22 protein-coding genes and 1 pseudogene are annotated in these 22,937 nt (G+C 40.1%); 2 read left to right on the top strand and 21 right to left on the bottom strand.

All coding sequences use genetic code 11. From position 1 onward, the window contains the following. Positions 1-7: 7 nt before the first annotated feature. From HMPREF2984_RS05285 to HMPREF2984_RS05260, 6 genes are all read right to left on the bottom strand, one after another. A complete protein-coding gene (locus HMPREF2984_RS05285; RefSeq protein WP_070670694.1) occupies positions 8-328 on the bottom strand; it encodes a V-type ATP synthase subunit F in 321 nt (106 codons plus the stop codon). Then, positions 318-1,325: a V-type ATPase subunit gene (locus HMPREF2984_RS05280; protein WP_070670692.1), complete on the bottom strand. Its 1,008-nt coding sequence runs from the start codon at positions 1,323-1,325 to the stop codon at positions 318-320. The genes HMPREF2984_RS05285 and HMPREF2984_RS05280 overlap by 11 nt, the downstream gene beginning before the upstream one ends. Before the next feature lie 11 nt (positions 1,326-1,336). Beyond that, positions 1,337-1,927: a V-type ATP synthase subunit E family protein gene (locus HMPREF2984_RS05275; protein ID WP_070670690.1), complete on the bottom strand. Its 591-nt coding sequence runs from the start codon at positions 1,925-1,927 to the stop codon at positions 1,337-1,339. Between the two features lie 46 nt (positions 1,928-1,973). Next, positions 1,974-2,453, bottom strand: a complete 480-nt coding sequence (locus tag HMPREF2984_RS05270) for a V-type ATP synthase subunit K (protein ID WP_003027244.1) — start codon at positions 2,451-2,453, stop codon at positions 1,974-1,976. Positions 2,454-2,549: 96 nt separating this feature from the next. Further along, positions 2,550-4,508, bottom strand: a complete 1,959-nt coding sequence (locus HMPREF2984_RS05265) for a V-type ATP synthase subunit I (RefSeq protein WP_070670688.1) — start codon at positions 4,506-4,508, stop codon at positions 2,550-2,552. Next, entirely contained in the window at positions 4,498-4,821 is a 324-nt protein-coding gene (locus HMPREF2984_RS05260; protein WP_070670686.1) for a hypothetical protein, read from the bottom strand. Before HMPREF2984_RS05260 ends, HMPREF2984_RS05265 begins: the two co-directional genes overlap by 11 nt. A gap of 287 nt (positions 4,822-5,108) precedes the next feature. Here HMPREF2984_RS05260 and HMPREF2984_RS05255 point away from each other — a divergent pair, with 287 nt between their 5' ends. Next, complete coding sequence (locus HMPREF2984_RS05255) at positions 5,109-5,954, top strand: MurR/RpiR family transcriptional regulator (protein ID WP_003028566.1); 846 nt, start codon at positions 5,109-5,111, stop codon at positions 5,952-5,954. 68 nt (positions 5,955-6,022) lie between these two features. Here the strand turns inward: HMPREF2984_RS05255 and HMPREF2984_RS05250 are convergent, their stop codons facing one another. The 8 genes from HMPREF2984_RS05250 to HMPREF2984_RS05215 all read right to left on the bottom strand — a co-directional run bounded on the left by HMPREF2984_RS05250 (position 6,023) and on the right by HMPREF2984_RS05215 (position 12,960). Beyond that, positions 6,023-6,907, bottom strand: coding sequence for an ROK family protein (locus tag HMPREF2984_RS05250; RefSeq protein ID WP_049533255.1), 885 nt, complete (start codon positions 6,905-6,907; stop codon positions 6,023-6,025). A 17-nt stretch (positions 6,908-6,924) separates the two neighbouring features. After that, the gene (locus HMPREF2984_RS05245; protein WP_070670684.1) at positions 6,925-7,842 is read right to left on the bottom strand and encodes a dihydrodipicolinate synthase family protein; all 918 of its coding nucleotides are present in this window, start codon (positions 7,840-7,842) and stop codon (positions 6,925-6,927) included. A gap of 25 nt (positions 7,843-7,867) precedes the next feature. After that, positions 7,868-8,515 (bottom strand): YesL family protein, encoded by a 648-nt coding sequence (locus HMPREF2984_RS05240; protein ID WP_070670682.1) that lies wholly within the window; start codon positions 8,513-8,515, stop codon positions 7,868-7,870. Between the two features lie 24 nt (positions 8,516-8,539). Next, entirely contained in the window at positions 8,540-8,995 is a 456-nt protein-coding gene (locus HMPREF2984_RS05235) for a NanQ anomerase/TabA/YiaL family protein (RefSeq protein ID WP_070670680.1), read from the bottom strand. A 13-nt stretch (positions 8,996-9,008) separates the two neighbouring features. Further along, positions 9,009-9,839, bottom strand: a complete 831-nt coding sequence (locus tag HMPREF2984_RS05230) for a carbohydrate ABC transporter permease (RefSeq protein WP_070670678.1) — start codon at positions 9,837-9,839, stop codon at positions 9,009-9,011. 16 nt (positions 9,840-9,855) lie between these two features. Then, a complete protein-coding gene (locus HMPREF2984_RS05225) occupies positions 9,856-10,743 on the bottom strand; it encodes a carbohydrate ABC transporter permease (RefSeq protein ID WP_003041053.1) in 888 nt (295 codons plus the stop codon). Between the two features lie 141 nt (positions 10,744-10,884). Then, positions 10,885-12,210, bottom strand: a complete 1,326-nt coding sequence (locus tag HMPREF2984_RS05220; RefSeq protein ID WP_070670676.1) for an ABC transporter substrate-binding protein — start codon at positions 12,208-12,210, stop codon at positions 10,885-10,887. A 45-nt stretch (positions 12,211-12,255) separates the two neighbouring features. Next, positions 12,256-12,960, bottom strand: a complete 705-nt coding sequence (locus tag HMPREF2984_RS05215) for an N-acetylmannosamine-6-phosphate 2-epimerase (RefSeq protein ID WP_070670674.1) — start codon at positions 12,958-12,960, stop codon at positions 12,256-12,258. Between the two features lie 366 nt (positions 12,961-13,326). Between HMPREF2984_RS05215 and HMPREF2984_RS09415 the strand changes: the two genes are divergently transcribed. Continuing rightward, positions 13,327-13,497, top strand: coding sequence for a helix-turn-helix domain-containing protein (locus HMPREF2984_RS09415; RefSeq protein ID WP_306806815.1), 171 nt, complete (start codon positions 13,327-13,329; stop codon positions 13,495-13,497). A gap of 283 nt (positions 13,498-13,780) precedes the next feature. Here HMPREF2984_RS09415 and HMPREF2984_RS05210 read toward each other — a convergent pair whose 3' ends face one another. The 7 genes and pseudogenes from HMPREF2984_RS05210 to ruvB form a co-directional block, all read right to left on the bottom strand. Continuing rightward, on the bottom strand, positions 13,781-14,932 hold the full coding sequence (locus HMPREF2984_RS05210; RefSeq protein WP_070670672.1) for an iron-containing alcohol dehydrogenase: 1,152 nt from the start codon (positions 14,930-14,932) through the stop codon (positions 13,781-13,783). A gap of 428 nt (positions 14,933-15,360) precedes the next feature. Then, the gene (adhE, locus tag HMPREF2984_RS05205; protein ID WP_070670670.1) at positions 15,361-18,012 is read right to left on the bottom strand and encodes a bifunctional acetaldehyde-CoA/alcohol dehydrogenase; all 2,652 of its coding nucleotides are present in this window, start codon (positions 18,010-18,012) and stop codon (positions 15,361-15,363) included. Positions 18,013-18,370: 358 nt separating this feature from the next. Beyond that, positions 18,371-20,188 carry an acyltransferase family protein gene (locus HMPREF2984_RS05200; RefSeq protein WP_070670668.1) on the bottom strand — a complete coding sequence of 606 codons (1,818 nt, stop codon included), beginning with the start codon at positions 20,186-20,188 and terminating at the stop codon, positions 18,371-18,373. Further along, positions 20,178-20,591, bottom strand: coding sequence for an MORN repeat-containing protein (locus HMPREF2984_RS05195; protein WP_070670666.1), 414 nt, complete (start codon positions 20,589-20,591; stop codon positions 20,178-20,180). The genes HMPREF2984_RS05200 and HMPREF2984_RS05195 overlap by 11 nt, the downstream gene beginning before the upstream one ends. A gap of 8 nt (positions 20,592-20,599) precedes the next feature. Beyond that, entirely contained in the window at positions 20,600-21,028 is a 429-nt protein-coding gene (locus HMPREF2984_RS05190) for a low molecular weight protein-tyrosine-phosphatase (RefSeq protein WP_070670664.1), read from the bottom strand. A gap of 239 nt (positions 21,029-21,267) precedes the next feature. Beyond that, positions 21,268-21,834, bottom strand: a pseudogene (locus HMPREF2984_RS05185) (nucleotidyltransferase family protein). A 5-nt stretch (positions 21,835-21,839) separates the two neighbouring features. After that, positions 21,840-22,838, bottom strand: coding sequence for a Holliday junction branch migration DNA helicase RuvB (gene ruvB / locus HMPREF2984_RS05180; protein WP_070670662.1), 999 nt, complete (start codon positions 22,836-22,838; stop codon positions 21,840-21,842). Positions 22,839-22,937 lie beyond the last annotated feature (99 nt).

Raw genomic sequence — 22,937 nt, 5'->3', positions numbered from 1 at the left:
AAAAACCTCACAATATATCCTGTCCAACTGCTTTTTCTACGTTCTCGCGAATACGTCTCTGTCCTAATCCCATTACCCCTTTATGGGTCGGAATTAAGATAATCGCTGGCAGCACTTGCTTATCATAGTAAGCCAGCGTTTCAGGGATTTCAGCAGCCATATCTTCTGTCAAATAAATAATAGCAAAATCTTCTCGACTCAATCGCCGTAAAGTATTCACCGCTTCGGTCGCTTCGGTGACTGGAAAAGTCTGAAAACCAATCAGGCGAAAAGGCAGAATGGCATCGCGGTTCCCCACCACACCAATTTTATAAGTTTTACTGGCCATAAATCGGTCTCATCCTTTCTTTAATGATCTCTACTGGAAGCTGATTTGTCAAACCAGTCAAAATAAGTCGAAGATTCTTCACTTCCAGTTCTTTTCCCAATAAATAACGAGCGAGCGGAAGCGGACCACTTGTTTCAAATCGCCCTTGCTCTAAGAGCTTAAACTGAACCAAGTCTGTCAAATATTCCAGTTCAAGATTCGTCAACTTACCCGAACGCATTTTTTCTTCATAAATGCGTAATTCTGCGTCAAATTCTAATGGATTAACTTTGGAAAACCAGCCAGCAAGATCGCCTTTTTCTGCCAACTCAATCCACTCTGCACTCGTCAAAGAGCCTTCATCTGATAATAACTGTGTCATGAAACTGTGCGGTTTTTGGTGACGAATGGCACGCTGCACCGTTACTGCATTATAAAAATCAATTGTCAACCGCACCAGTTGCTTAAGCCGCTCGTCTTCAAATGCAGACTCCAAGCTTTTTAAGTGTTTGAAATAAGCCAGATCCATTCCAATTTCCAGAACGCGTACATCTTGATAATCTTGATATTCCGCCCAAGTCGCCGCCACTTCATCCGCCATAAAATTAGGACAATGTTCAGCAGAAAAGGTTGCAACCAAATGCTCCAAAATGTCTAAAGGATAAGGTCCAACCGCAATCAACAGATGTTTTAAATTTAAGCCCGTCGCCTTGTGCTTAAGCAGCACCTTAAGATTGTGATAGGTATATTTGAGCGTAAAAAGCTCAACCAAGGCAGAGTCTGGACTGACTTCAAAAGCCCAAGCATACTCTGCAAACAAATGTTTCATGAGAAACTTCTCAATCGCATTTAAGTCTGTTAGTTGCTCATGATCCAGATTATAAACCGTTCCTTCCAAAGCTACTGACCGACTTGAAGTCGAAGCTCGCAACAACTGTTCGTACTGCGCTAGGCTTAAAAAGCTACTCTCATGAATGCTAATTTCTGTATTCACTTGAGCGAAGGTCTTTTCATTCATAGAACGCCTCCTTAGTCTGCTTCGTCTTGGAAAATCGTCTGAGCAAGCTGATAACTCTCCTCCTGCCACAAAGAATCTACTAAATTGTGATAGAGGTAATTATCGTCAATATTGCCTCGCGAAAGGAGAAAACCTGCTTCTCCACTCACAGACGAGGAAGCCAATTTTACGTGCGGATAGTGCTCTAACAACCGTTCCAATTGTCCAGCCGAATATTTAACCAATGTCCGTGAGCCAACTGTCAAAACAAGCTCTTCTTGCGGATACTTTTTTAAGACCTGCTCCAAGAAAGCCTGCTCCTGCTCGATCGACCAGGCCGCCATTTGCTCATAAGCCCCCGCAAATAATTCTTTCAAAATCCCTTGCTTAGTCGCCAAAGTAGACTGACATTTTTCATTTTCAAGCTGCTGCACTTCACGCTGTACCTGACGATTGATCGCTTTTATTTCTTGCTCACGCTGTTGCAGTTTTTCTTGTTTCAACCGTGCTTCTTGCTCTTTAGCTTCACGCTCAATAGACTCTTTCGCATCGGCTAATAGCTGCCGCCCATTTTCATGCGCTTGCTCCAAAACCGAATCCCTCAAATGAGATTCAAATTCCATATCTGCCTCCTTCTATGACATCTTGTTTCAAGACATTGAACCTGTCTCATTTTACATTCAAAACCATCAAAAGAGATACAACAAAGGCAAGGATAGCATAAGTTTCTACCATGGCAGCAAGGATAACCCCTTTCATGACGTCTTCAGGTCGCTTTGCCAAAATCTGCATACCAGCGGTTGCTACATTTCCTTGATATTTAGCAGAGTAATAACCGACAATTCCGATTGGAAGTGCGGCAAAAAAGAGGGCTAGACCTGTCTGAAGAGCCATTTCAGGCTGGATTTTAAAGAAAATCAAAATCCCGATAACAAAGCCATATAGACCTTGCGTACCCGGCAAAAGCTGTAAAATCAAGGCGCTGACGAATTTCTCAGGTTGCTCTTTTAATAGGGCTGCCGCAGCCTGACCGGTTGAACCGACATTACGCGCAGAACCGATACCGCTGAGAAAAATCGCAAAAACCACACCAAGTGCTGCGAAAAAGGCACCACCGTAAGTTGAAAAATAAGATGAAAAAGCTTGCATGAATAAACTCCATTTCTAATAGTAAACATTATTTATTTGGTTATTTTGTCAATGACATAAAGCTTCTAGCTGAGTTGCTAAAATAATTTCGCTGTGCTATTTTTTGTAACGGACATATTTCTCTGCTGGTTTTAAGGGTTTAAATGCTTTTCCGCCACCGTCGTAGAATTTCCCAAAAAATTCAACAAAAATCAAACGCGCTCCGTGCACATAGCCTGATAAAAAGGAGAGAAACATATTGATACCGTGGAGGGCGAGAAACAGCACAATCCCAATACTAAAGCGAGCAAAAGGCGGAAAGAGACTAACAATTAAGTTAAAGGCTGAGCCAATGCTTGCACCAGCAAGCCCCAAAGCCATGAGTCGCGTAAAGCTCACCAAGTCTCCCACATAGCTGCTGATATTGTATAGATTAAACAGTGCAGGACCCAAGCCTTTCAAACTCCTAGCACTGATAATAGAAACCAGTACAATGCCCACAGCATTTACAATAGCCAGCCATTGCCCGATAAAGCCGACCATAGCAAGAGTTGGGAACAGTCGCCCCGCTGCTAGCAAAGCCAGACCAATGAGAATCAGCATCCACGCAAAACCTGAATTATAAGCTGCCGCATAATCCTTCATGCGAATGTTCTTTTTGCCACTGAGAAACAGTCCTGTCATGACTGTTACAAAGCCTATCACGACCGAAATAATCAAAATGGTTATCACATCTGTGCTGGTATCAATGAGCGCAAAAGGCAATTTGAAGCCAAAGAAAGAACCATAAATCACTCCCCAGAGTGCAACACCGATTCCTAAAATTCTAAAAAAGCGTAAATTCTTTGCTAGACTTGGCTTAACATATAAAGTCTTCAAAGCCCAAGTCGTTCCGCCAAAGAGCAACAGACCATAGCCAATATCAGCTGCCATCATGCCAAAAAAGATAAAGTAGAAGACCGAAACAACGGGCGTTGGATCTTTATCTTCGTATTTCGGCAGCGAATACATCTCTGTCACCAGCTCAAAGGGCTCAATTAGAGCATTATTTTTAAGTTTTGTCGGGACTCGCTGTCGATCAGCTGCCTCCATTTCATGGATTTGAAGCAAGACAGCCCCACCAAATTGTTGCGCAAGGCCCATTTTCAAATCTTCTATCTGCTCTTGCTCAATCCAGCCTTCTAAAGCAACCAAATTCTGCGTACTGGCAAGATCTCCCTTGCTTTCTTGGCGAGAAGTAAGATTCAAAATATAGTCCAACTGAAGCTTGAGCTGTTGCAGTTCCTTACTGGAAGCTGCAAGCTGCGTTTGCGTTGAGCTGATAACCGTTTCTTGTTCCTTTATCGTTTCTTTTAACGATGTCAAGCGCTCACTAGGCAATTCTTCAAAGGGATATTCAAAAGGTTTGAAACCAAGCTCTGTCAAGAATGCTTGCATTTCCTTAGCTGTTTCTGCTTTACATAGCACAAGAATTCCACTTTCTGTGGTACTGGTGAAAATCTCTTGGACTTCCAGATTAGGATAGTCCCGTAATCGAGCATTTAGCTGATTGTTCTCACTGCTTGGAATGCTTCCCACAAACGCACGAAGGTGTTTAAAATGCTTAAGTGCTGACGGCGTAACGGCTAAACTTGCCCATTTTTCTAGCTCTGCCACATCTGACTGAGCTCTTTCTTTAACTTCCTGTGCTCTTGCCAACGATTGAATTTGTTGTTGAATGTTAGCAAGAAGCGCTCCTTCATCACGCGCCTGCCCTGCTTCTTCTAGACTTACAAAGGTTGTTTCCAAAGGAGCTTCCTTCAACGACTCCAGTAATTTCTTCTTTGGCACAAATGCTTGCAAGCGTTCAATCATATTTGCAAGTTTTTCCTGCCGCCGAGTCAAAGTTTGAAGATGTTCCGAGAAAGACTTATCAGGATTCCACACTAACTCTTGCTCGAAAGCTCCCTGCCAAGTTTCTTTTGTCTGCAAGTTTTGAATTTCAACCGACTGGAGATTTTGCAAATAGGAGAGGACATCATCCAACAAATCTTTTGGCAATAGCAGCGACAACTCCTGCATTTGACTAATGGCCATATTTTTCTACCACCCTGTCCACAATCATTTGTAGCAGCACTTCTTTTTTATTTGACAAAGCCGCTTGGGCTTTTTCTTCGTTCTCTTGTCTCGTTTGCTCTAAATCCTGTGTTAAGACAGCTAACTCTCGCTCAGAGCGCTCCTTTAACTCATCGACCAATCGCTCTTTCTCTTCGTCGTAAGATTGCCCTAGCTGTTTCAGATTACTAGCCGCTTGCTCTCGCAATTCCTGAATTTGACTTTTGTAGCCCGCCAACACTTCATCTGCTGCTTGCTCAATTTCCTGCATTTGCTCAAGAGTAGCATTCGTCATATCTCGCACCTCCTTTTGATACAATAAGTGTAACGCTTTCTTGTGTAAATTATAACACATTTTCAAATCATTCGTCACAGAGTTTTATTTCTTTTCTAGGTAGATGAACATTTTTTATATTGCATTTTCCACTCTATCAGTTTATATTTCCTGCTTATTTACGTGTTTCCTAACTACCTGTTCTGAAAAGCTCCCTCCTACTTAATTCCCCTTAAAAATGTTATAATACAATTATACTCTTAAAACAGTTGTTCTATAACTATCACCAGCAAAGAAAGTGACCTCTTATGGAAAATACGCAGCATATCTTAACGACGATTGAAAGCCACTTTGATAGCATGACCGACTTAGAAAAGCGGATTGCCAACTACTTTTTGAGCCCTTCTAGCATCTATGACGATCTCTCTTCTCAAAAAGTTGCGCAAGCTCTCTACATCTCTCAAGCAGCCTTGACACGCTTTGCAAAGAAATGCGGATTTAAAGGCTACAGAGAGTTTAATTTTCAATACCTTCATCAATTGCAAGAAAACGCGGAACAGGACGAGAAAGTACAAAATGACTTATCTCGTAGAGTGCTACGAAACTATGCTCAAATCCGTCAACAAACTGAGGAATTGGTTGACGAAGACAAACTGCTGCGCGTTGCCAATCTCATCGAAGCAGCTGACCGCGTCTATTTCTTTGGAACGGGAAGCTCTGGTCTTGTCGCACGCGATATGAAACTGCGCTTCATGCGGCTTGGTGTTGTCTGCGAAGCGTTGACAGATCAAGACGGTTTTGCTTGGACAACCAGTATCCTAGATGAAAATTGCTTGGTTATTGGATTTTCTTTGTCCGGAGGAACGCAATCTATCATCAACAGCCTCATCGACGCTCAAGCAATGGGTGCGAAAACGGTGTTAGTAACAGGACACCCCAACAAAGTCAAAGAAACCTTTACTGAAATCATCACTGTTGCCATTCAAAGCAAACCAGAGTATATCTTACGCATCTCAGCACAGTTTCCTATGCTACTTATGATTGACCTCCTTTATGCCTTTTTCCTAGAAATTGACCGGGAAAAGAAGGAAAAAATCTTCAACAGCTTTTGGGAAAATCAAAAATTAAACGGCTATTACAGGCGACACAAATAAGGGACCAAATAAAAATGAGCATCTCCTCACCAAAGGATTTGCTCATTTTCATTATAGAAGGCTTTTCGTTAATGATGTTTATTTTTAAAGTGATAATAAGCTCCAAACATCCCTGCAGCATTTTGATGATGAGCAAAAGCGAGCTTGGTTTTTTCAGCAATACTTGGTACCAGACAAGCTTTCATAGCAGTCTCAATTCGAGGACGAAGAATGGCCTCTTGACCCATAATGCCGCCACCTAAGATCACCACTTCTGGATTGGCCACATAGCAAATATTCGCAATCCCTTGCCCCAAATAGTTGACCATGCGGTCGATTCCTTGGATACAACGTGCATTTCCTTCGGTCGCTTCCTTGAAAATGCGTCGTCCATTCCACATAGTAGGATCTTCTCCGTGAAGCTCTGCTACATAATTGACCAAGGCAGTCGTTGAAGCCACATCTTGGAAAGTACCGTCTGGCAGATACACATAACCGACTTCACAGGCCGAATTACTAAAACCGTGGAAAACCTGACCGTCCACCAGCAAGCAGCCACCGATACCCGTTCCAATCGTCAAACAAATCGCAATGCTCGCTCCCTTGCCGCTGCCTGACATAACTTCCGCCAAGCCAGCACAATTGACATCATTTTCAATCTCACAAGGAACGGCAAATGTTTCTTCTACCACTTTCTTGAACTGAGTACCAGCATAATTTGGAATCTGAGGGCCAGCATAAAAGATTTCTCCTTTATCTGGATCGACCATTCCGGCTGAGGAGATACAAACCCCAGCAACTGGAATTTGTTCTAAATAACGTGCTACAATTCCCTTTACCTTGTGTAAAATTTCTGGACCGCCCTTATGAGCCTCTGTTGGGATTTCATGCGCTTCCAGCAAGGTGTCGGTATCATCAATCAGACCATATTTGATATTTGTTCCACCAATATCAATGGCAATATATTTCCCCATAATCCACCTCTTTTTTATTACAAGAACGTTTCCTTAGCTACACGAATCAAGCGAGCTGCTTCTTCTACAATCGGACGATCCGCGTCTGTCACTGGTGTTAATGGAGAACGGACAGAACCGATATTCAGATTTTCATTGATTTTCAAGACTTCCTTGATGACAGAATACATATTTCCATGAGCAGCAGTTAATTTTCCGATAATAGTGTTGATGGTAAATTGTAATTCTTTTGCTCTCTCCAATTCTTTGTCGGCAATCAATTGGTTGAGCTTTAAGAAAAGTTCTGGCATGGCCCCATATGTTCCGCCGATACCTGCTCTTGCTCCCATCAGGCGACCACCTAAGAACTGTTCATCTGGACCATTAAAGACGAGGTGGTCTTCTCCACCAAGTGCTGCAAAGGTTTGAATGTCTTGGACAGGCATGGAAGAATTCTTCACGCCAATCACACGTTCATTTTTGAGCATTTCTGTATAGAGACTCGGCGTCAGAGCTACACCTGCCAACTGCGGAATATTGTAAATCACGAAGTCTATTTGTGGCGCAGCTGCGCTAATATCGTTCCAATATTGGGCAACCGAGTATTCTGGCAAGCGGAAGTAAATCGGCGGAATAGCCGCAATAGCATCTACTCCCAAACTTTCTGCATGGCGTGCCAATTCCACACTATCCTTAGTGTTGTTGCAAGCGACGTGGGCAATAATCGTTAGTTTCCCTTTTGCCACCGCCATGACTTCTTCCAAAATCAATTTCCTATCGGCAACATTTTGGTAGATACACTCCCCAGACGAGCCATTGACATACAAGCCCTGAACTCCTTTTTTAAGGAAATATTCTACCAAAGCCCGCACACGCTCCTGACTAATCTCACCTTGGTCATCATAGCAGGCATAAAAGGCCGGAATGACCCCTTCGTATTTTTTTAAATCTCTCATATTTTATTCTCCAATTTGATTGATTTTATCGTTTGTACTTATTAAAAATAGTTTCCATGATGGGCAATTGCAAAAATCCTAAGGCTGCAAAACCGACTAATACAAAAAGAGTAAAGCCTAGTAGCAACACAAATCCTGAACTAGAGAGGAAAAAGATGATTGCAGCTAATAAGGCTATCATCAAAAAAAACCACGGGAAATGCAAACTCACCATGATAAGACCCGTTTGCAACATATCTTTTATCGTCATTTCAAACTTAGCTGCCAAAGGGTAGACACATAAAAACAGCAAACTAGTAAAAATGATGACACCGATACAAGTTGCTTTTAACATTTGAAATGGTAGCGTCTCTTGTCGCCAAAAGAGCATGAGGTCAAATAGACTGATACCTACAATCAGCAACTCTAGCAAACCGAGTTTGAAACCAATTTTCCAGTTTTTTCTAAAAGCCTGCACATAGGTTGCTGTGACTTTTACGCGTCGCGAATCTTTTATGACAAACAAAGTCTGATACAAGCTCATCTTTGCAATACCAATCGTAACAATTGGCAAGCAGGACAGCAAAAAGAGCAAGTTCACAGTCACCAAATCTAATATTTTCTCACATATTCTCATAAAGAAATTATCTGTATCAAATATACTTCGTATTAACTGAGAACCTCTCTTTTCCATGGTTCTACCTCCTAATCAATTAGTTTAATCGTTGAGCAAAACTTTTACGACACATTTTTTGACCTTATCACCTTTAGCAGCAAATCTATTGGGCTGATGTGGTTCATTGGGCAAAAATGCAGCAAAATTCTGCTTGCCCAAATAAAGTGGATAGAGCTGCTCACAAGTCACAAATCCAATATCCTTCTTTTTATCATACGATTTTCTTACTTCTTTTACCCTTGTGCCATATTGAATGATTTCATGACCTGCCAAAAGAAAATGCAAATCCAAATAACGATGATGAAATTCAAATTCATCATTCTCTTCTTGATTAAGCTCATTTTCCTGCACAAACAGAAATACTTTTTCTCCGTCAATCTCATACCGTCCTGAATCATAATCGTTTACATCGTGCGTCAGGAGATAATCAATGGCACAATCCAAATGCTCATGGATACCTTTGTAGTGGGCGAGATTTTCTAATTCATCGAAAATCATTTGGTCGGCCTCCTTATCCTTTCACAGCTCCCATGGTAATACCTTGCGTGAAGGATTTTTGGAATATTAAGAAGACAGCTACAATCGGAACCGCTGCCATAGCAGCACCAGCCATAATCAAACCATAGTTGGTCGCCATTTCAGCTTGCATTGTTGCTACCCCTAATGAAATAGTTAGATTCTGCCGCGATGTCAGCATGACCAATTGCATAAAGTAGTCATTCCATGTGTTGATAAAGGTAAAAATGGCAAGGGCAGCAAAACCTGGCTTCACAATTGGAAAAGCTACATTCCAAAAAGTCCGAATTTCACCACAGCCATCAATCTTAGCAGATTCCAACAATTCCGTTGGGATATTTTCACTAAATTGCTTCATGAGGAAAACCCCAAAAGGCCAACCAACAAGAGGCAAAATAACTGCAGCTAGTGTATCATGAATTCCCATAAAGTTGACAATGCGGACCAAAGGAACCAGTACTACTTGTTTAGGCAGAGCCATGGCAGCGATAAAAGTTGCAAAAAGAATCCGCTGCCCATAGAAACGTTTTTTAGCCAGAACATAACCCGCTAAGGCAGAAGTAATGCAGACCAAAAACATGGTTGCTAGCGAGATAAAGACACTATTCCACATCCATTGCAGGGCTGGATTTTGCACCATCAGCTGTTGGAAATTTTCTAATGTTGGCATCTTAGGCCACCATTGAGGTGGAATGACAATCGTATCTGGCTGCGATTTGAAAGCCCCTGTTAAAATCCAATAGAAAGGAAAAACAAAGAGAACGGTCAACACCAAGAGAATAATCGTTGAAATTACCGTAAAGGCACTCATTTTTTTCTGTTTCATCTTGTCTCTCCTTTCTTTAATATTCGACATCATTTCCAAGAATCTTGAATTGGGCAAAGCTAATCAAAGCAATCATGATAGCTAAAAATACTCCCATGGTATTAGCATAACCATATTCAGATAACTTGAAGGCTTTTTCATACAGGTAATACATCAATGTACTGGTTGAATAGTTTGGTCCTCCAGATGTCAACAGCTGAATCAAGGCAAAACATTGGAAGGAATTGATTGTTGTAATGATTGCAATATACAGAGTTGTCGGCAAGAGGCTTGGCCATTTAATCTTCCAGAAAACTTGCAGTTCTGTCGCTCCATCAACACGCGCAGCCTCCACCAATGAATTGTCAATGTTTCCCATAGCAGCAATATAGAGAATAATGGGTTGTCCGACAGAAGTTGTCAGCAAAATCACAATAATCGCCATTAAAGCCCAATGCTTATCTCCTAGCCAGGAAATGTTTTGATTGATGACATGCCCTGACTTTAGTACAAAGTTTAAAATCCCTGACAGCGGGTCGTAAATCCATTTCCATACAACGGTTACCGCTACACTCCCTGTTACCACCGGCAGGAAGAAGACAAAACGGTAGAAAGAGCGTGCAATCGCATTTTGACTATAGGTCTGTGACGCTACAAACAAAGAAAACAGCACAACAATTGGCACTGAGCCAATCACAATAATCACCGTATTGATGAGAGATTTGATAAAGACTGGATCTTTAAACATTCGTGAGTAATTGTCCAATCCAACGAATGAAAAGGATGTCATAGAATAATTAAAGAAACTCGTTACAAATCCCATCACCATCGGCGCTAATACAAAGATAATAAAGAATAATAGAACTGGTGCTAAAAAGGCATAGGATACCAAGGTTTCTCTCATTCTTATTTTATTTACTTTCACATCAAGCACCTCGTTTAGATTAGAGGGGAACCAACTCTTTTAAAGCTTTTTGAGTTCTTTCCCGCTTTTATCCTTTTATAGAAATTCCCCTTTTCCTATTTATACATAACTGACGACAGAAAAAGGGGAGAATTCAATTACTTATTTTTGAGCTTTTTTAATGGTTTCATTTGCTTTTTCTGTAAAGGTCTTCAAAGCAGATTCAACTTTTTCGTCACCATTTGAAACAGATTGCAACATTGGGAACCAGAGCGTTCTCATTTCAGCAAATCCATCAATAGTGTTGTAGTATGGTGAGTAATATTTTGTCCAAGTGTTGATTGTTTCCATCCGTTTGTCATTATATAATTTTCCAAATGAGGAACGGACTGGGAAGGCACCTGTACGAACAACATTTTGTGGCCCCCACTTTTTATCATCAGCGATAAATTTGACCAATTTCTTAGCAGCTTCCACTTTCTTTTTATCTTTATTGTTAAAGATACCAAAACCGTTTACAAGGTATTCCAGAGCTGGTTTGCCATTGTCTGACGGGAATGGTACTTCAACAACTTCGACGCCACTGGCTTTCAAGAGTTTAGCTTGGATGCCTTTTTGCGCAGGTGCCCAAAGAACAGTATAAGAAGTTTGCCCATTTGCAAAGTTTTGAATATCTGCTCCACCATCGAATTGAGAGCCGTTTGTCATCAAACCATCTTTAATCCAACTAACTGCTTTATTTAGCCCTTTGACAAAGTTTGGACTGTCTGTTGTATATTTTGTCACTTTATCATCTGTAACAGAACCACTATACAAATTAGCAATAAAGGCACGTGTTCCTTGGTCACCACCTTGACCATTACTGAAGAGCGAGCCAGGAGTATACCCTTTAGCCTTTAAGGCTTTCAACACTTTTTCAAAATCAGCTGTTGTCCAACCTTCTTTTACAAGGTTTTCTACACCAGCTTCTTTCAGCATTTTCTTATTAAATGCCATATAAAACGGAGCAGAACTAATTGGATACATGTAAGCTTTATCACCAGCCTTACTTGCTTGAATGATTTGATCGTTGTTAACATCTTTGACGAAGTCATCAGTAAAGAGATCGTTCAATTCTGCCAATTTACCATTTTTACCATATTGAATAATCCGTCCTGGTGCGTCAAACAGCACATCTGGCGCTGTTCCTGCTTCAATAGCTGTTGTAATTTTTTCTGGACCAGATTTGAAGTCAATAGTTTCTAATTTCACTTTAATATCTGGATTGGCTTTTTCAAAGGCTTTGATAATTTCTTTTTCATACGTACCAACACCGTCGCTGGCCTTTTTTTGCGTGAAAACTGGAAAAGCCCACCAAGTAATCTCTGTCTTGCCAGAAGAATTTCCTGAATCAGCTGATTTATTTGAACCACCTGAATTTCCACATGCTGCCAACGATAAAATAGCAGCCCCTGCAAACAACGAACAAAGTATTTTCTTCATTCTCATATTTTTTCTCCTTTTATTGTCATCCTTTTTAAGATAAAATTGTTCCTACTTTTCACTTACTGCTGCAACAAAACGCTCTGTAATTTCTTTTGGACGCGTAATGGCACCACCTACTACAATTCCTCTAACACCTAGGTCATGAATGGTTTTCGCTTCACTTGGGTAGTGAATTTTTCCTTCCGCGATAACATCCAAACCTGCATCACACAATTTTTTTACCAAATCAAAATCTGGTCCCTCGCATTGCAGACTATAAGAGGTGTAACCTGACAAAGTTGTCCCTACAAAGTCCACACCTGCTTCTGCTGCAGCCACACCCTCTTCAAAGGTGCTCACATCTGCCATGAGCAATTGATGAGGATATTTTTCCTTCACTCGCTTGATGAAATCCGCAATCTTTAAACCATCAAAACGTTCCCGCTTTGTACCATCAAAAGCAATTACTTCAATATCCAGAGCTGCTAGTTCATCAATTTCTCGCATCGTTGCGGTAATAAATGGCTCTTGAGGTGGATAATCCCGCTTGATAATGCCGATGATCGGCAACGAAGTAACCTCTTTAATTTCCTTAATATCCCGAACACTATTAGCTCGAATGCCAACAGCTCCTCCTTGTTCAGCCGCTTTTACCAAAAGGGGAATAATCCCACCTGCTTCAGTATATAGCGGTTCGTGTGGCAAGGCTTGACAGGAAACAATGATGCCATTTTTTATTTTGGCAATCAGCTCGTCTTTTGTCATTTGTGCCATAGACAGCCTTCTCCTTTGCTATTGTAGATCGATTTTTAAAGCGCTTTCAATCTCACGGTGTTATTATAACCATTTTTTGAAGCGCTTTCAACAATATCTGAGATTTTGGTTCTAATTTCTAATAATAATTACTTTTCTCTTAAATCTTGAAAGTAGTTTCAACCAGAACGATAGCTCTGTTAACATGACGCTATAATCATTGCGGATTGCCTCTGAGGTATACAAAGACTGCATCTCTGCGAATGCTATCTCCCCCCCCAAGAATTGTCTAGAATGGAGACCCTATAATGGAATTAGCAAGGGGGAATGCTTTTTTCAAGAGTATCATCCAGAGCCGCCTTTGAATAAAAGTTTAAAATTTTCTCAGTGCTGGTGTTCTTTTCGGTATTGTCCTGGCGTCCATCTAAACATCTTCTCCTATCTACACGTATGCCAATTTACGAGGTAGCACAAAGTGTTGGATTTTCAAATAAAACTTACTTTTATGACAAATATCGTACCTATTTTGGACATTCTCCAAAAGACGAACGCAAATAAAAGGCAGAGACAATATTATCCCTGCCTTATTTTATAATAGCAAAAAGCTTTTGACGTAGTAGCTAATATCTAAATACTTCTTTAAGGTTACAGCAAAGCAAACCACTCCTTAGTCATTTTTCAAGCTTAGATGAGTATTTTTGATGAAAACTGCGTTTCTCTTCATTCACCACTTTGACAGCCCGAGAGGCTATTGAACAACTTTGCGAAGTTGAAACTACTAACTAAAAATTTTCAAATATTAGTTCTATCTCGCTTTTTTATTTTTACGACAAATCAGCACTTAAAACAACTCTTTGTAAAGAGCAATCGTTTCTTCTAAGGTTGGCATAAATGGATTTCCTGGTGCACAAGCATCAATGAGTGCATTTTTAGAAAGGTATTCAAAGTCAAATTCCTCTTCTTTAATGTCCAGTTCTGTCAATTTTTTCGGAATGCCCACAGTTGCTGATAATTTTTCAATTTCAGAAATGGCATAATCAGCGCATTCTTTATCACTTTTACCTTCCGTATGCAAACCAAGAGCTTTTGCAACATTTCGGAATGCTTCTGGCACACGTTTTGCATTTTCACGCTCTACAACTGGTAAAAGCATGGCACAACAAACACCGTGAGGAAGATTGTAAACTGCTCCAAGTTGATGAGCCATAGAGTGTACATAACCTAGCCCAGCATTATTAAAGGCCATACCACCTAGGAAAATCGCATTAACCATAGCTTCACGTGCTTCAATGTCATGGCCATTTTCAACAGCACGAGGTAAAAATTCTTTAATTAACTCAATTGCACCAATAGACAATTTTTTCGTTACATTATACGCACCTGGTGTTACCAAAGCTTCAACCGCATGTGTAAGAGCATCCATACCTGTTGCAGCTGTCAAAGCTTTTGGTTTTGAAATCATCAATTCTGGATCATTTACTGACAGGAGTGCAAGGCTATTCTTATCAACCATAACCATTTTCACTTTACGCTCTTCGTCAGTAATAACATAGTTAATCGTGATTTCAGCTGATGTTCCTGCTGTCGTATTGATTGCTACAACCGGCAAGCCTTTTTCTTTTGATTTGTGAACACCTTCGTAATCTTGCGGACGCCCGCCATTCGTTGCAAGAATTGAAATACTACTTGCAGCATCTTGTGGCGAACCACCACCAAGTGAAATAATAAAATCACAATTATTATCTCGCAAAACAGCTAAACCATCTTCAACATTTTTAACAGTTGGATTTGGCTCAACATCACTAAAAACGACATACTCAATGCCTTCCTTATCAAGTGGTGCAGTTACCTTAGGTAAAATGTCACTGCTTGCAATATAATGGTCTGTCACCAAGAGAGCTTTCTTATACCCCAACTCTTTGATATGACCACCTATTTCATTAATCACACCACAACCAATAAGATTAACTGATGGAACATAAAATACTGACATTATATTTCCTCCTTATTTTTTATAAATATCATCTATTTTAGAAACCGCTTACACAACTATATTATAACACTCATAATGCTTTTTGCAACATCAACTTTTCATTATTTTAGTATCAAATTTACAGATTCAAAACTTATCAGTCTATTATGATATTTTAGGGCAAAGAGAAGTATAAGATTTTCTGTATCCACAATGACATCGTCCCTATCAAATACCAACAATTGAAACATGACCGCCCTCCTTTTTTCACAACTAGTTTACAGGAAAACGCATACAATATTAAGCAAGAGAAAGGACACTCTCTCCAAATAGAAAAATCTCCCTACAAAAGCAGGGAGATGGTGACTGATAAACTGATTTATGTTTAAAAATCTGAATACATTGTCTGTACAATGACGAACGATTCAAATTAGAACAAACTTTACTGTCTATTTACGACGTCCTGGACGTTCTGCATAGCCATAGTAGGCATCAGCCATAATTTCTTCCATGTCAGTAACTATTGGCAAGCGTGGATTTGCTGGTGAACATTGGTCTTCATAAGCAAGAACGGCAATATCATGTAAGCTATCTTTCCAAGTTTTTTCATCAATACCTTGATCTTTAAAGTTCATCTTGATACCAACCGCTACACCAAGGTCATAAACAGCTTTGGCATACGCTTCAACCGCTTCTTCTGGTGTTGAGCAAGGAAGACCTAGCATACGAGCAATATCTTGGAATTTTTCATCAGCTTTCCAGTAGTTGTACTTAGGCCATGTTGTAGTTTTAGATGGACGAGTTCCATTGTAACGGATAACATAAGGAAGTAAAATAGCATTTGTACGTCCGTGAATGGTGTGGTGAACAGCACCAATCTTATGCGCCATTGAGTGACTCATTCCAAGGAAGGCATTTGCAAAGGCCATACCAGCCATTGTAGAGGCATTATGCATCTTTTCACGGGCTTCTGGGTCAGCCGTTTTTACAGATTTTTCCAAGTATTTAAAGACCAACTTAATAGTTTGAAGGGCAATACCATCTGTATAGTCATTAGCAAAGTTTGAAGTATAGGCTTCTGTAACGTGAGTTAGAACATCCATACCTGTATCTGCTGCGATAAATGCTGGAACAGATTCTACCAAAGCTGGGTCAACAATTGCAATAGTTGGTGTCAATGCGTAGTCAGTGATAGGGTATTTACGATTATTTGCCTTATCAGAAATAACTGCAAACGGTGTTACTTCTGAACCTGTACCAGATGTTGTTGGAATACCGATATATTGTGCTTTCTTACCAAGTGATGGGAATTTGAAGGCGCGTTTACGGATATCCATGAATTTTTGAACGAGGTCACCGAAGTCAACGTCTGGCTGTTCATAGAACATCCACATACCTTTAGCTGCATCCATTGGTGAACCACCACCAAGGGCAATGATAGTGTCTGGTTCAAACGAGCGCATTACTTCAACACCACGACGAACTGTTGTGATATCTGGATCTGGTTCAACATCTGAGAAAACTTGAATCGTGACTTTGTTTTTACGAAGATTCAATTGGTCAATCACACGTTGTACAAAACCGAGTTTTTCAATTGATTTATCGGTAACAATCATGACACGTTCGATACCTTCGCAAGTTTGAAGATATTGAATTGAGTTACGTTCGAAGTAGATTTTTGAAGGAACTTTAAACCATTGCATATTATTTCTACGTTTCCCTACTTTCTTGATGTTAAGAAGGTTGATAGCTGATACGTTATCACCAACTGAGTTGTGTCCGTATGAACCACATCCAAGTGTTAATGATGGAATGAAGGCGTTGTATACATCACCGATACCACCAAAGGTAGATGGAGAGTTCCAGATAATACGCATTGCCTTTATTTCCGTACCGAAACGTTTTGCAAGAGCTTCGTCTTTTGTATGGATAGCAGCTGAGTGTCCTAGACCATTAAATTCAACCATTTGACGAGCTTTTTTAAGTCCATCTTCAGTATCTTCAGCTTTCAAAACCGCAATAACAGGTGATAATTTTTCACGAGTCAATGGTTCTTTAATTCCAACTTCTGCACATTCAGCGGCCAAGATATTTGTACCTTCTGGTACTTTGAATCCTGCTTGCTCAGCAATCCATGTAGCTGGTTTACCAACAATATTTGGGTTCAATTTTGCACCAGCGCAGTTCTTGCTGTTGGCTTTTGCACCAAAACAGAATTCTTCCAAAAGCGCTTTTTCTTTCTTGTTGACAAAGTAAGTATGGTAAGATTTGAATTCTTCTACAAATTCATCATAGATTTCTTTATCAATGATCACGGCTTGCTCAGATGCACAGACCATACCATTATCAAATGATTTGGACATCACGATATCATGTGCTGCTTGGCGGATATTTGCTGATTTTTCAACGTAAGCTGGAACGTTACCAGCACCAACTCCAAGAGCAGGTTTGCCGCATGAATAGGCAGCTTTTACCATGGCGTTCCCACCAGTCGCAAGGATTGTTGCAATCCCTTCGTGGTTCATCAAAGCTGTTGTTGCTTCCATAGATGGCTGTGTAATCCATTGAACACAGTTTTCAGGTGCACCTGCTGCAATCGCTGCATCACGTACGATTTGTGCCGCATGAGCAGAAGATTCTTGAGCAGATGGGTGGAAAGCAAAGATAATTGGATTCCGCGTTTTCAACGAAATCAATGATTTAAAAATCGCTGTTGAAGTTGGGTTGGTCGTTGGAGTGATTCCGCAGATTACTCCGACCGGTTCAGCAATTTTCGTTAAACCTGTAATAGGATCATCTTCAATCACACCAACAGTTTTAACACCACGCATATTGTTAACAACATGTTCGCAGGCAAAAAGGTTTTTTGTTGCTTTGTCTTCAAAGACACCGCGACCTGTTTCTTTAACAGCATGTTCTGCTAAGATACCATGTGCATCAAGAGCAGCAACTGAAGCTTTTGCAACAATGTAGTCTACTTGTTCTTGATTTAATTTTCTCATTTCTTCCAGAGCAACTAGCCCTTTTTGAACGAGTTCGTCAACATGCTTTTCAGCAGCTAACTTTTTTTCTTCGGGAGTTAATGTTTTTTTATCAGCCATGTGTTCCTCCAATGGTTTTTAGGATTTTTATAAATCCTTTGTTAATTTTTTCACAAGATTATTATACCTTATTTTCTTTCTCTTGTAAACACTTTCAAGTAAACTTCACAAACTTTTTCTTTTATATTGTGAATTTATTTCAAAACATGAGTTTTCTATTATATTTAAAAACATTGTTTGTGAAGTTTAAAACTTAAAATTATATATTTCACATACTTTTTCAAGATTTCCAAAAAAAGTTATGTAAAAAAGAGCATTTTTGCTGTGTATTCCTACATCCTCGTTCTACCCTACTATCTTTTTACAGCACACAAAAGTCATGAATCGCAAGGCAATCCATGACTTCTAATTATTACTATTATTTCTTCACTGTTCCTTTTTTCACAGCTTCATCAATGGCTTGTTTGACGGTTTGAGCATAGAGTTCACCGCCTTTGGTGATTGTTGTTGTCTCCGAGCCAAAGTGCACATAGTCAGTTCCATACCAAATTTCTGGGTGTTCGATAGCAGTTTGATACCAATCCGCTACAAATACATAATCGTATTTTTTCGCCAATTCCAATTCATACTGACGTGTTTTGACTGCCAAGCTAGAAGCGTTATGTGCTGTCCGACCATCATACGGCGTCACTAAAACCAAACGATGTCCTTTTGGTAATTTCTCAATAAATTGATTGAGCAAACTTTCGTAGTTATCAACCGTATTAGTTCCTAAGGCTAAGACCACTGTCTCCAGAAGTACTTTGTTTGAAATATCAGTTTGATAGACTTGCAAGCCCGATTCTAAGTTTCGACTGACTGCTGCATCCACTTGAATTTCCGGCATAGCCTGCTTGAGCCATTCACTTGCTCGCAAAGCTACCGAATCTCCGATAACTGTCATACCCTTTGCTACGTTGTATTGACTGGCACTCACATTATCAGCTTGGGTACGAGTAATCTGCATTTTACTGTCAGCTTGATTTAACCCATTGACGAGCAAATTTTCTTCAAAGGCACCAATTTTCGGAGTAGTCATGATCATGACAAAAGCAACCAGTGTTAATGGAATCAAACTATAAAATACAGGCGTTGTGATTTGCTTGATGTCCATCTTCAAGCCAAATATTTTTGGCTCTCTACCTGCTAATGTCGGCTCTAACAGATAGAAAGAGAAAGCCGCCAAGGCAAAGGAAAGCACGGTTGTCAATAGAACTGCCCATCCATTACCCATCAATTGGGAAAAGATGATGTAAAACGGCCAATGGAACAAATACACGCCATAGCTCGTATCTGCAATAAATGTGATAACGGGCGGCTCATCAACATGCGGTGTCTTCTCATGAAGCACACGCGTTGCCAAAATCATCACGACTGAAAATACCGTTGCCAAAAGGAAACCAAACAGATAAGTCAATAAATTATCAAATCTCAGGAGGAACGTTAATAACAGCAAAGCTGCAAAACTACCACCAAGTAGATAAAAGGTCTTTTTCAAATCAAGCGCCTGCTCCATTTTACGAAAAGGTGCTCCCAAATCACTCACACCCGAAAGTGTCGCTAAGATACTTCCTGCAAAAAACGGGAAGATATGCGTGAAACTTGAAAAGTAAATCACAGAAAAGTTTGAAGAGAAGAAACTTCTGACAAACATAGAGAGAAAACTAATCAAGAATAAAGCAGATGATAAAAGAAAGATAATCCCTCGAAATTGCCCAATGGTTTTACTTTTCTTAGCTAAATACCATGTTGCTAAGCCCCATAAAATATAGTAGTGCATTTCCAACGCCAAGCTCCATGTGTGCACAAAGAGATGTTGGATAAATTGACTCTCGTAATTTCCACCAGACAAAATTTCATAAAAATTTGTCACAAAGCCGAGCACAGCAGCGATTTGCGTCCCAATACCAGCCACAAAATCCTTCCGAATCAACAGGGTAAAGGGCATGACAATCAAAATCATAAAGACAAGCGGTGGCACAATCCGATAAAAGCGACGTCTCAAGAATCCTTTAACATCAATGTCTTTGTCTCTGGCAAATTCATCAATTAAAAGGGACGTAATCAAAAAGCCTGAGAAAGTAAAGAAAATATCCACACCAATAAACCCACCAGGAAAAGCTTTCTGGAAGAAATGATAGAGCAGAACTAGGAGTAACCCTGTAATCCTCACTAATGAAAACCATTTAATGCGCATTTTGATAAATCCCCTGTTTAAACATTCCCTTGTAGACAACATTATTTTCTGTTGTTAATTTGCCTTGCCCCTCAGGCTGTCCATTCACAAAGTTGCCTTCGTACTTCCAGCCAGCTTTAGCTGTAAAAGTTCCTTTCCCATTGAAAGTTCCATTTTTAAAATAGCCTTTATAAACATCACCATTCTTAAAAGTCAATGTTCCTTGACCATTCATTTTCCCACGGACGAGACTGCCATTATATTTGATTGCTCCTTTATCCAAGGTCAATGCCCCTTGACTGGGAATACCTGATGTAAAAGCCACCATCGCTGATAGGACAATAACCGTTACTGCTAGCAATTCCAAGTTATGCCTTGTGAGATAAATTTTGTACTTTTCGTAAAATTCTTTTAATGTGTCCATTCTTTCCACTAATCTTCGCTCTTTATGCGCTCAATCCATTTCTGACAACCTGCCAAAACAAGCCGGTAAGTCTCGTCAAAATCACTTGTGTACCACGGATCTGGCACACTTTTCTCTTCAAATTGGAATACTTTCTCCAGATATTTTCCCGGTGCGATTTTCCTCAAATCTTGAAAATTGGATTTATCCATTCCGATAATATAATCAAAGTCTACAAAATCCTGCTGTGAAATTTGTTGAGAAGTTTTGCTTTTATCGTAAGGAATGGCATATTTCTTAAAAATCGCCTGCGTTCCAGAGTGGATTGGATTGCCATGCTCCCAGTCTGAAGTCGCCCGACTTTCAACATAAACATCATCTGTCAAATCTTTCATCACAAACTCTGCCATCGGACTGCGACAGATATTTCCCAAGCAAACAAACACAATTTTCTTCATAGCATAGACCTCTTTACTATTATAACAAAATCTAAAAAAATAGGAATTTAAACCCTTGAGATTTTTTCAATTCTTTATAAATCTCAAAAAAGCCGCCGATTGGGCGACTCTTATAGGGAGATTATTATGAAAAAGAAAAGTTTTTAGGAGTTCAAGTTAAGCTTCTCTCAACTTGTAATTATAGTATACCGATGCTGACTTAAATTTTTCTTAAAGATTTTTCTTTTTTCTAAAAAATTTTAAAGAAATTCAATTTGAAGATTGTGCCACTTCTTCTGCCAATCTTTTTTCTGTATTCTCATATTATAGAGCTGTCTCCTGTCTGCATCTTCTAGGAAATGCGGAGTCGGCTGAACACGAAAATGGAGGATGTCGTCTAAACCATAGGGAGCAAACAACTCCAACTGGTCGTTGTCCAATAAGCGAAGCCCAATTGCTGTACAGCGTTCTGGGTACTTGCTCATAGCATCTCTAGAATCTCGATAAGGTTCTGTATTAGGATTGTGAATATGCATATAAACCTGGTTTTTCAGCTCCCAACTATAGTTTGGATAGTTTTCTTTCAGTTTTGTCTCGATTTTAAGGGTTTCTTCATAAGAAATAGCTGGATCAAAGAAAATTACATCAACGTCTGTCTCTTTATCAAATCCCGGTTGATTTGACAAATAATTCTAGATAAAATTTCGTACACTGCCAGCAGCCAACCAACTCTCTTTTAGCTGCAAACTGCGAATCATTGTTAAAATCGTCATCAAATCTTTATCTGCCGTGAACTGTTTTAAAATATCCTGCTCTGCTATTTTCATAAATCCTACTTTTCCAAATATTCATAACCCAAATGCTCGTAAGCCTTACGGGTTGCCACGCGCCCTGTTCGAGTTCGCATAACAAAGCCTTTCTGGATCAAATAAGGCTCATACATATCTTCAACTGTTTCTCGTTCTTCAGCGATATTAACCGAAAGAGTTCCCAGACCAACCGGACCACCACCATAAACCTCAATCATGGTTTTAAGAATCTTCTGATCTACATAATCCAGCCCTTCTTGATCCACGTCCAGCATTGATAAAGCCTGATCAGTGATATGAGCATCAATCAAGCCATCTCCCATGATTTGAGCAAAATCTCGTACGCGTTTAAGAAGCCGATTGGCAATCCGAGGCGTACCCCGGCTGCGCAGTGCCAATTCCTCAGCTGCTTCATGCGTAATCTCCATTTCAAAGATGTCTGCCGTCCGCTCCACAATCTCGGTCAAGTCTGCTTCTGCATAATATTCCATGTGACCAGTAATCCCGAAACGTGCGCGTAGAGGATTTGACAGTATACCTGCCCGCGTTGTTGCTCCAATCAAAGTAAACGGTGGCAAGTCCAAGTGAACACTACGGCTCGCCTCACCCGTTCCAATCATAATATCAATGTAAAAATCTTCCATAGCGCTATAGAGCACCTCTTCAACAGACATAGGCAAGCGATGAATCTCATCAATAAAGAGAACATCTCCCGGCTCCAAATCGTTCAAGATTGCTACCAAATCGCCCGCTTTCTCAATAACTGGACCCGAAGTTTGCTTGAGATTGACTCCCAGTTCATTGGCAATGACGAAAGCCATAGTGGTCTTTCCCAACCCTGGAGGTCCAAAAAGCAATGTGTGATCTAGCGCCTCATCTCGCAGTTTAGCTGCCTCAATGAAAATTTTCAATTGATTTTTGACCTTGTCTTGACCGATGTATTCTCGTAAATACTGGGGACGCAATGTGCGCTCTACGAGCTCCTCGTCTCCCATCAATTCATTATCCAAAATTCTACTCATAACTACTATTATAACAAAAAATCAGGTTAGTAAGTTAGTTTGAACTTAGGTTTTACAAATAGAAATTGAAGGGAGTGTTATTATGAAAAAGACTAGAAA

The sequence above is a fragment of the Streptococcus sp. HMSC066E07 genome, assembly GCF_001814695.1.
Taxonomy (GTDB): domain Bacteria; phylum Bacillota; class Bacilli; order Lactobacillales; family Streptococcaceae; genus Streptococcus; species Streptococcus hominis.
The sequence above is the reverse complement of the archived record's forward strand: the minus strand, read 5'-3'. Positions and strand labels throughout refer to the sequence as shown.